Here is a 9,511-nt window from a genome sequence, read left to right on the forward strand (position 1 = left end):
GGAAGGTGAATGTTCATGTTTGTAGATAAAGCGAAGGTATATGTAAAAGGTGGAGACGGCGGAGACGGCCTTATTGCGTTTCGCCGTGAGAAGTATGTGCCGGAAGGCGGTCCTGCCGGCGGAGACGGCGGCAAGGGCGGAGACGTTATTTTCCGTGTGGACGAAGGGCTCAGAACGCTGATGGATTTCCGTTACCAGAAGCATTTTAAAGCCAAGCGCGGGGAGAAGGGAAGGAATAAAAGCCAGCATGGCGCCAATGCGGATAATATGGTCGTACGCATACCGCCGGGTACGGTGCTCATCGATGATGATACCGGCGAGGTGATCGGAGACCTGACCCGCCACGGTCAGGAGGTCGTTGTGGCCCGCGGCGGTCGCGGCGGACGAGGGAATATCCGGTTCGCAACGCCGAACAACCCGGCTCCTGAGCTTGCCGAGAACGGGGAAGAAGGCGAAGAGCGCTATGTGACCATGGAACTGAAGGTCATGGCGGATGTTGGGCTTGTCGGGTTCCCGAGCGTAGGCAAATCGACGCTGCTGTCGGTGGTTTCAGCGGCTCAGCCGAAGATTGGCGCCTATCATTTCACGACGATTACGCCTAACCTCGGAATGGTGGAGGTCGGAGACAGTCGCAACTTCGTAATGGCCGATCTGCCTGGACTGATCGAAGGCGCGCATGAAGGCGTGGGACTCGGGCATGAGTTCCTCCGTCATGTGGAGCGGACACGGGTCATCATTCATGTGGTGGATATTGCAGGAACCGAGGGGCGGGACCCGTTCGAGGACTGGGTGAAGATCAATGATGAGATCCGGCTTTACAATCCGGCGCTGATGGAGCGTCCGCAGATTGTGGCGGCCAACAAAATCGATATGCCTGAAGCAGCCGACAATCTAGCTGTTTTCCGGGAAAAGCTGAAAGAGGTTCGCCCGGATATCGAGGTGGTGCCGATTTCCTCCCTGACGCGTGAAGGGATTCAGGAGCTGCTGTACCGTACAATGGATCTGCTGGAGAGCATTCCGGAAGAGCCGGCGGTTGAAGAGGTGGTGGAAACGTCCGACCGGAAGGTGTACAAGTTCAAGAAACAGGAGGACAACGCCTTCACCATTACGCGGGATAATGAAACATATGTTGTCCACAGCGAGCGGATTGAGCGGATGCTGAAGCGGATGCAGATGAACTCGCATGATGCGATTTTGAAGCTCGCCCGTACGCTTCGGCATATGGGAGTGGACGAGGAGCTGCGCAAGCGCGGAGCAATAGATGGTACGCTTGTCCGAATCGGCGATTTCGAGTTCGAGTTCGTGGAAGGAAGCAGTTATTATTAAGCAGTAGCAGCATGTGCTGGGGCGATATGCCGCCAGGTCTGTGGATGACAACAGGCTTGGCGGCTTTTTGCGTAGGTGAGAAAAGGCAGTACGGGAAAGGGAAGGCACATTTCAATTCTGATTACAGGCCTGGCCCATCAGCTAAGCGGCTTCAGAGCCGGGTCGCTTATTATCTGCTTGTTCGTTAACGTTACAATGGTGAGCTCGATCTGACGCTAGTTATGTGAGTCAAGATGAACGAAAAAACGACATTTATGTATTGCCCTGGCCGAGCATATCCAGTATAATGTCCACTATACAAAAACAATAGTCTTTGAGGAGAGGACGTTTGTGAAGGAGCGCTATTATCTGGTCCGTGAGGATATTTTGCCTGAAGCAGTAGTGAAGACGATGCAGGTGAAGAAGCTGCTGGCTTCCGGTGATGTGAGGACGGTGCACGAGGCCGTTGAGCAGGTCGGACTAAGTCGCAGTGCTTTTTACAAGTATAAAGACGGGATTCATCCGATCAATCAATTGGAGCGAGATGAGATTGTCACGATCTCCATGGACATGGAGCATCGCTCTGGCATGTTGTCAGAGGTGCTGGGCCTCGTTGCAGGCGAAGGCGGGAATGTGCTGACCATTCATCAGAGCATTCCGTTGCAAGGCATTGCCAATGTCGTCATTTCAGTGGAAGTGTCCCGGCTGAACGAAGAGCTGGACGATCTGCTGGATGGATTGCGGCGAGTGGCCGGTGTTAAGAAGGTACAGATGATTGGCCAGGGATAAAGCAGATACAATAAGATGATGTGATGGGATACAGGAGGGGTAAACGTTATGAAGCCTGTTAAGGTGGGACTTTTGGGATTAGGAACAGTAGGAACTGGGGTTGTCCGCATTGTGGAGGGACATCAGGATGATCTGAGCAGTCAGGTCGGCTCCCCGATATCGATAGAGCGAATTGCTGTGAAGCATATGGAGAAATACCGGAGCATTCAGGTCGATCAGAGTAAGCTGACCGAAAATCCGTGGGAGGTGATCCGTGACCCGGAAATCGACGTCATTGTCGAAGTCATGGGCGGGATCGATGACACGAAGGCGTACATTCTGGAGGCGCTCGACCGCGGCAAGCATATCGTGACTGCGAACAAAGACCTGATGGCGCTTCATGGTGCGGAGATTTTGGCTAAAGCGCAGGAGAAGCAATGCGATGTGTTCTATGAAGCCAGCGTGGCCGGCGGGATACCGATTATCCGGACGCTGATTGAAGGCTTTTCTTCCGATCGGATTACGAAAATTATGGGTATTGTAAACGGGACGACCAACTTCATTCTGACCAAAATGAGCCAGGAAGGGGCTTCCTATGAAGATGTACTGGCAGAGGCTCAGCAGCTCGGATATGCGGAGGCTGATCCGACGTCGGACGTGGAAGGACTGGATGCGGCACGGAAAATGGCCATCCTCGGCACCCTCGGTTTCCGGACGAACGTAGAGCTTTCGGATGTCACGGTAAAAGGCATCTCCCAAGTATCCAAGGAGGATATCTCCTACGCCAAGCGCCTCGGGTATGAGATGAAGCTGCTCGGCATTGCCGAGCGTCAGGATGACGAGTTCAGCATTACGGTACAGCCGACGATGGTCCGCAAGGGACACCCGATTGCCTCGGTGAACGGGGTATTTAATGCGGTGTATGTATATGGGGAAGCGGTAGGCGAAACGATGTTTTACGGCGCAGGGGCCGGCGAGATGCCGACGGCGACCTCGGTCGTGGCTGACCTGGTAGCGGTGATCAAGAACTTGAAGCTGGGCGTGAACGGGCTGAAGGCCATCGTGCCTTACAAGCCGAAAAAGCTGAAAAGCGACGAGCAGATTTTGTACAAAAACTTCATTCTGCTGCATGTGGATGACAAAGCCGGTGTGCTCGCGCAGATTACGCAAGTATTTGCCGAGTACGGTGTCAGCCTGGAATCGGTCGTACAGCAGCCGAACGAGCATAATCCGGATGCGGAGATTATCATCGTTACACATAGCGCTAGCAAGGCAAGCATGGATGCGGTGCTGAATCATTTTGAAGGACTGGATGTTATCAAGCGTATCAAAAGCGTTTATCGTGTAGAAGGTTAACCCAGGGCTTGCATAGCAGCGGGATATTATATTTATGGAAAAAGGAGTTTTGACTGATGTCGTATCAAGGATTGCTTAAAACCTATCAAACTTATTTGCCCATTACCGAAAAGACGCCGCTTCTGTCTTTGCATGAAGGGAATACGCCGCTCATCCGCGCTGAGAATCTCTCCGAAGAGCTCGGAATTGACCTGTATTTCAAATATGAAGGTCTCAATCCGACCGGATCTTTCAAAGACCGCGGGATGGTGATGGCCGTTGCCAAAGCGGTGGAGGAAGGCAGCCGCACCATTATGTGCGCTTCGACGGGCAACACTTCCGCCGCTGCTGCTGCTTATGCGGCTCGTGCGGGACTGAGCTGTATCGTCATTATCCCGAACAACAATATTGCGCTTGGCAAGCTTGCCCAGGCGATAATCTATGGTGCTAAAGTGATTGCCATCGAAGGCAATTTCGATCGGGCGCTTGAAATTGTACGGGAAATTACGGCGAAGCATCCGATTACACTTGTGAATTCGGTCAACCCGTATCGCATTGAAGGACAGAAGACGGCGGCTTTTGAAGTGGTGGACCAGCTTGGTAAAGCTCCGGATGTACTGGCTATTCCGGTCGGGAACGCCGGCAACATCTCAGCATACTGGAAAGGTTTCAAGGAATACCATGCAGCAGGCAAGGCTTCGTCTCTGCCAAGAATGCTCGGGTTTGAAGCGGAAGGCGCGATGGCAATCGTGAAAGGCGAGCCGATTCCGAATCCGGAGACGATCGCAACGGCGATCCGAATCGGAAATCCGGCGAGCTGGAAGACAGCGGTGGCGGCTGCGGAGGAATCCGGCGGGCAAATCAACTATGTGACGGATGAAGAAATCCTTGAAGCGTACCGCAAGATCGCTTCCCGCGAAGGAATATTTGCGGAACCGGGATCTGCGGCATCGATTGCGGGTGTGTATAAAATGAAACGCGAGGGCTATTTCAAGGGAGGAGAGACCGTAGTCTCCGTTCTCACGGGACACGGCTTGAAAGATCCGAACATCGCCATCTCCACCGTCAATGCCGAGCCGCTGGTCGTATCGGATACAGAATCGGCCGTTATGGACGCGATTTCCAAGATTGAAGGGGCGGCACGGGTATGAGCTTGTCCCAGGTTGTCCGGGTGAAGGTGCCGGCCAGCACGGCCAATTTGGGTCCGGGATTCGATACGCTCGGAATGGCACTGCCGCTTTATTCGTGGTTAGAGCTGCGGCCTTCCGACCGTACGGTGTTCCATTTGCACGGAGACCAGATGGAGGGGCTTCCCCAGGACAAAAGCAACTTGATATACAAGGTAAGCCAAATGGTGTTTCAAGAGGCCGGCGTATCCGTGCCTGATCTTGAAATCTCGATGTATTCCGATATTCCGCTTACACGCGGTCTAGGGAGCAGCGCTTCGGCAATCGTCGGGGCGCTTGCTGCAGCTAATGCGCTGATCGGTTCTCCGCTGCCGGATGCGAAGCTGTTTCATATGGCGACGGCGCTGGAGAAGCATCCCGACAACGTGGGCGCTTCCCTGTTCGGCGGCATTGTGGCCGCAGCCTGGGACGGGACGCATGCCGATTATGTACGGATCGCGCCGCCGGCCCATCTGGAAACGTTGGTCGTGATTCCCGATTTTCAGCTTTCGACGACCAAAGCGAGAGAGGCGCTTCCCGCCCAGGTCAAACTGGAGGATGCTGTATATAATATTAGTCGGTCATCCTTATTGACTGCTGCCCTCTCGGCAGGAAGGCTGGATTTGCTGCGGGAAGCTATGAAGGACCGGATTCATCAGCCTTACCGGGCGCCGCTTGTGCCTGGCATGTCCAAAATTTTGGAGGAGGCGCAGGAGCAGGGGGCCCTGGGCGTTGCGCTGAGCGGTGCGGGGCCGACGATGATTGCATTCGTTGACAATCGCGATGCTCGAATCGAGCAATTGCGTGTATACTTAGTAGAGACCATGGAAGCGGAAGGTATCACCGTCTCCTGCTTACAGTTAAGTCCAGTTGCCGAAGGAGTGCAGGTATTGGGCGATAAGTCAGACCGAACTTTTATGGAGATGATTAGAGGGGAAATTACGGCATGAAAAAAATAGCTTTACTGCCCTCCGGATCCGTATCGCATGAAGCGGTACTCTACCTTCTGAATGGCGAGCCTGCAGAGTTCGTTCATTTCAAACTGATCTCGGATGTGTTTATGGCGACCGTTGAAGGAAAGACCGATTACAGCGTTATTCCGATTGAGAACACGATTGAAGGTTCGGTCAGCCTTCATATGGATTGGCTGGTTAACGAAGTGGATATGCCGATGCAGGTAGAGTGGGTGTATCCGTCCATTCAGAATCTGATCGGCAATGCTTCGGAGTTTCAGGCGGCTGACGGAAGTATGGATTTTAGCAAAATTACAAAGATATGGTCGCACCAAGTGGCTACCGCGCAGTGCAGACAGTTTCTTGCCGCTGCGGCTCCTCAAGCGGAGCTGGAGCAGGCTGGAAGCACCTCGGAGGGCGTCAAGATTGTCAAGGAGAACCCAGGCAAAGGCTGGGCGGCGATCGGCACGGCGCTCGGTGCGAAGACGCATGGGCTGGATGTTTTGGCTGAGCGAATCACTGATCATGACAATAACTTCACCCGATTTGTGCTGATCGGTCGTGAGCCGATCCGGATTCCCCGTGCCCCGGAGCATATGAAAACAAGCATCCTGGTGACTTTGCCGGAGGATGTGCCGGGTGCGCTGCATCAGGTGCTGTCGGCGTTTGCGTGGCGGAGGCTGAACTTGTCGCGGATCGAATCGCGTCCGACGAAGAAGCGGCTCGGGAATTATTATTTCTACATCGATGTGATGGCCGAAGCGGATTCGGTGCTGCTCACGGCTGCGATGGGCGAGATCGAAGCCTTGGGATGCCAGGTTCGCGTGCTGGGTTCGTACCCTGGTTATGCGTATGAGAGCAAATAATATGGAGGTATAGTTAATGTCGGAGCAATGGATCTTTTTAGATGGCGAATTTGTTACTAAAGAGAATGCAAAAGTGTCGGTATTCGATCACGGTTTTTTGTACGGAGACGGGATTTTTGAAGGGATCCGGATTTACAACGGCAACATTTTCAAATGTAAAGAGCATCTGGATCGGTTGTACGACTCCGCGAAATCGATAGATCTTGTCATTCCGATGGAATATGATGAGCTGCTTGAAGCGATGGCAGAGACGATCCGCCGCAATGACATGCGCAATGGTTATATTCGCCTGATCGTGTCTCGCGGCCCGGGCAATCTGGGGCTGGATCCCCGCCGCTGCCCTAAGCCTACGGTTCTCATTATTGTTGAACAGCTGGCGATTTATTCGGAGGAAGCCTACAAGAATGGGCTGAAAGCTGTCTCGGTCGCCCAGCGCCGCAATATCCCGGATGCGCTCAATCCGAAGATTAAGTCCTTGAACTATCTGAACAACATTCTGGTTAAGATCCAGTCCAATTTTGCAGGCGCCGATGAGGCGATCATGATGAATGCGCAGGGGTATGTAACGGAGGGATCCGGAGACAATATCTTTATTGTCAAAAATGGGGTTGTTACCACGCCTCCGTGCTACCTTGGTGCTCTGGAAGGGATTACCCGCCAGGCCATTATCGAGCTGTGTGCGAAATTGGACATTCCGCTCAAGGAAGAGCCGTTCAGCATGCATGATGTGTACATTGCGGATGAGGTATTTTTCACAGGGACAGCTGCGGAGGTCATCGCTGCACGCGAAATCGACGGCCGCACGATTGGCCAAGGACAAGCGGGCCCGATCACACTCAAGCTCCTGGAAGAGTTCCGCAAAATTGTGGATCAAGACGGATACAAAGTTTGGGAGGCCTGATCTGGCAGCGTGCCGATGAGACCAACAAATTGCTACACTCACCAATCCTTTCATGTCGATGAAAGGATTTTTTTTGCCTTGAGGGATGTCATTCGCCTACTTGCTGCATAGGATGTAGTAACGAAAGCAGGCGAAATTATGACGCCTAGAAGAGTGTAGGAGGTTTTAGCGGCGTGAAGATACACATCGTCAAGGAAGGCGAATCTCTTTATGAGCTGTCTCAAAAATACAACGTTCCGTTAGCCAAACTGATTGATGCGAACCCGCAGCTGGTTGATCCCAACAAACTCGATGTCGGCGCGAAGATCAAGGTACCGACAGAGCCTGTGCCGGTTCCTGGCGGCAGCCAGCCCATTATCCATAAGCATACGGTCAAGCAGGGCGACACGTTGTGGAAACTGTCCAAGGCATGGGGTGTCACTCTGAAGGAAATGATTGATGCGAACCCGCAGCTGAAAAATCCGAATGCTCTGCTGGTAGGCGAAGTGGTGAATATCCCTTCCTCAGGCGTATATAGTGGAGGCAGTGAATCAGCTGCCGCGGGAGCGGGGAATGCTCCGAGCAAAATCATGCCGGGATCCAAGGATTATACAGGACCGAAAGCAGAGTTGACCCAACCGATTTCCGAGCAGCCGGCCGTTCCGGAAATGCCTGCGCCACTGCCGGCACCTGCCCCAGTGCCTGTAAAACCGGAGATGCCAAAGATGCCGGAGCTCCCGAAAATGCCAGAATTGCCGAAACTGCCGGTTATGCCGATCAAGGTGGAGAAGTTCGAGATGGAGGAAATCGAGGTTAAAAAGACATACCCGGTGCCGCTCCCTCAGCCCATTCAAGAGAAGAAGCCTTATCAAGAGGCGCCTATTCATCACGTACCTGGACCGATGCCGATGCCTCATAAGCCGGCTCCTTGTCCACCAGTAGAGGCAATGCCGATGCATTTCATGCCTCAACCAGACTGCTTCCAGCAAGAAGTCATTCACCAGCCGATTTACTATGGCCTCGGCGAAGGACCTTGCGGCTGCGGTGAGGGAAAAGTACATGGCCAACACCAACATCAACACCATCATCATCATGGACACGAGCAAGGCAAAGCGGTGCATCCTTATTACGCCTTCCCGCAAGAAGCAGTTCCTGTACAGCACGGTCAGGAATGGGGCTATCCTGGATTAGCTGGAAATGTGGAGTATGCGCCGATCTCCATCACGGAGTCTTACACAGGCAAAGACGCCGGCCATTCATTCCATCATCATCAACCTGCACATCAGGGATATTCGCCTGCTGCGGCTGCACCGGCATCTCCATGCGGCTGCGGCGGTGGCTCGGTGGCTCCGGCCTATACTCAGCCATTCCCAGCTTTTACAACGACCCATCCTTCATACGGTCATGACTATACTGGGTACGGGCAGCATGGGGGATGGAACTACGGACATCCTTCAGCAGGAGTTCCTGGAATACCGGGAGCCGCTTCACCGTTAGGCTCCTTTGGGGCTTATGGTCAACCTGGTGGCTATGGTAGTTTCGAACAGCCTGGGGCATATGCCGGATTTGGGATGCCATTCGAATATGACCGAGAAGCGATAACGGGGCAAGAGGATGCAACCGTACAGGAGACACCAGCTTCAGCGGATATTAATGCGGCAGCGAGTGGAGTGGATTCCGGGTCAGAGACCGAGCAAAGAGAGATCGATGCGGAGGCGGCACCAGCGGCTGGAAGCGAAGCTCAGGCCAAAGTGCATCGTCATCGCCAAAGCTCTACAAAAGCTAAATCTTCAACCAAATCACGTAAACCACAGCCTGCAAAATCCAAACGTCAAAATCCTTGGATCAAAGGGTAAATGCCAAGGTAACTGCAATATTCATCCCAGGTGATTCTTAAAGCAAGAAAGCCGAATCAACGGCTTTCTTGTTTTTGTGTTCTGCCTGCTGATCTGAGAGACTTGCGGAATACAGTGTGGGGGTGGAGGATTCGCTAATGACCAATTGGTAAAAATTATGTATTGCTATGTAGCTAGAACCTGTGGTAAATTATAAATCCGGCCGCAACACGAGTGGTTGCAAGGCTGAAAGCACGGAGAGTGAATGACCGCGAAACAGTCGGCTTTCTTCTTATCCGGGCCTCAAAAAAACTTCTAAAAAAACTCTTGCATTATTGAAAACAACATGATATGATATAAGAGTTGCTGACGCGAACGAGATTCGCTGATGGGTATGAAGTTG

The 9,511-nt window shown here is 52.9% G+C and carries 8 protein-coding genes; all 8 read left to right on the plus strand.

Annotation, left to right across the window (positions count from 1 at the left end):
• Positions 1-15: 15 nt before the first annotated feature.
• The gene (obgE, locus tag CHH67_RS23475; protein ID WP_095267803.1) at positions 16-1,326 is read left to right on the plus strand and encodes a GTPase ObgE; all 1,311 of its coding nucleotides are present in this window, start codon (positions 16-18) and stop codon (positions 1,324-1,326) included.
• Positions 1,327-1,656: 330 nt separating this feature from the next.
• Positions 1,657-2,094: an ACT domain-containing protein gene (locus CHH67_RS23480; RefSeq protein WP_095267804.1), complete on the plus strand. Its 438-nt coding sequence runs from the start codon at positions 1,657-1,659 to the stop codon at positions 2,092-2,094.
• 48 nt (positions 2,095-2,142) lie between these two features.
• On the plus strand, positions 2,143-3,429 hold the full coding sequence (locus CHH67_RS23485) for a homoserine dehydrogenase (RefSeq protein WP_095267805.1): 1,287 nt from the start codon (positions 2,143-2,145) through the stop codon (positions 3,427-3,429).
• 56 nt (positions 3,430-3,485) lie between these two features.
• On the plus strand, positions 3,486-4,559 hold the full coding sequence (thrC, locus tag CHH67_RS23490) for a threonine synthase (protein WP_095267806.1): 1,074 nt from the start codon (positions 3,486-3,488) through the stop codon (positions 4,557-4,559).
• Positions 4,556-5,524 carry a homoserine kinase gene (thrB, locus tag CHH67_RS23495; protein ID WP_095267807.1) on the plus strand — a complete coding sequence of 323 codons (969 nt, stop codon included), beginning with the start codon at positions 4,556-4,558 and terminating at the stop codon, positions 5,522-5,524. The genes thrC and thrB overlap by 4 nt, the downstream gene beginning before the upstream one ends.
• Complete coding sequence (gene pheA, locus CHH67_RS23500; RefSeq protein WP_095267808.1) at positions 5,521-6,393, plus strand: prephenate dehydratase; 873 nt, start codon at positions 5,521-5,523, stop codon at positions 6,391-6,393. The genes thrB and pheA overlap by 4 nt, the downstream gene beginning before the upstream one ends.
• Positions 6,394-6,409: 16 nt before the next feature.
• Complete coding sequence (gene ilvE / locus CHH67_RS23505) at positions 6,410-7,294, plus strand: branched-chain-amino-acid transaminase (RefSeq protein ID WP_095267809.1); 885 nt, start codon at positions 6,410-6,412, stop codon at positions 7,292-7,294.
• A 173-nt stretch (positions 7,295-7,467) separates the two neighbouring features.
• Positions 7,468-9,129 (plus strand): LysM peptidoglycan-binding domain-containing protein, encoded by a 1,662-nt coding sequence (locus CHH67_RS23510; protein WP_095267810.1) that lies wholly within the window; start codon positions 7,468-7,470, stop codon positions 9,127-9,129.
• Positions 9,130-9,511: the final 382 nt, after the last annotated feature.

Source organism: Paenibacillus campinasensis (assembly GCF_002272015.1).
Classification (GTDB): domain Bacteria; phylum Bacillota; class Bacilli; order Paenibacillales; family Paenibacillaceae; genus Paenibacillus_AQ; species Paenibacillus_AQ campinasensis.

Excerpts from the sequence above, each read along its gene's own strand:
- obgE (WP_095267803.1), top strand. The coding sequence starts at position 16 with ATGTTTGTAGATAAAGCGAAGGTATATGTAAAAGGTGGAGACGGCGGA.
- CHH67_RS23485 (WP_095267805.1), top strand. The coding sequence starts at position 2,143 with ATGAAGCCTGTTAAGGTGGGACTTTTGGGATTAGGAACAGTAGGAACT.
- thrC (WP_095267806.1), top strand. The coding sequence starts at position 3,486 with ATGTCGTATCAAGGATTGCTTAAAACCTATCAAACTTATTTGCCCATT.
- thrB (WP_095267807.1), top strand. The coding sequence starts at position 4,556 with ATGAGCTTGTCCCAGGTTGTCCGGGTGAAGGTGCCGGCCAGCACGGCC.
- pheA (WP_095267808.1), top strand. The coding sequence starts at position 5,521 with ATGAAAAAAATAGCTTTACTGCCCTCCGGATCCGTATCGCATGAAGCG.
- ilvE (WP_095267809.1), top strand. The coding sequence starts at position 6,410 with ATGTCGGAGCAATGGATCTTTTTAGATGGCGAATTTGTTACTAAAGAG.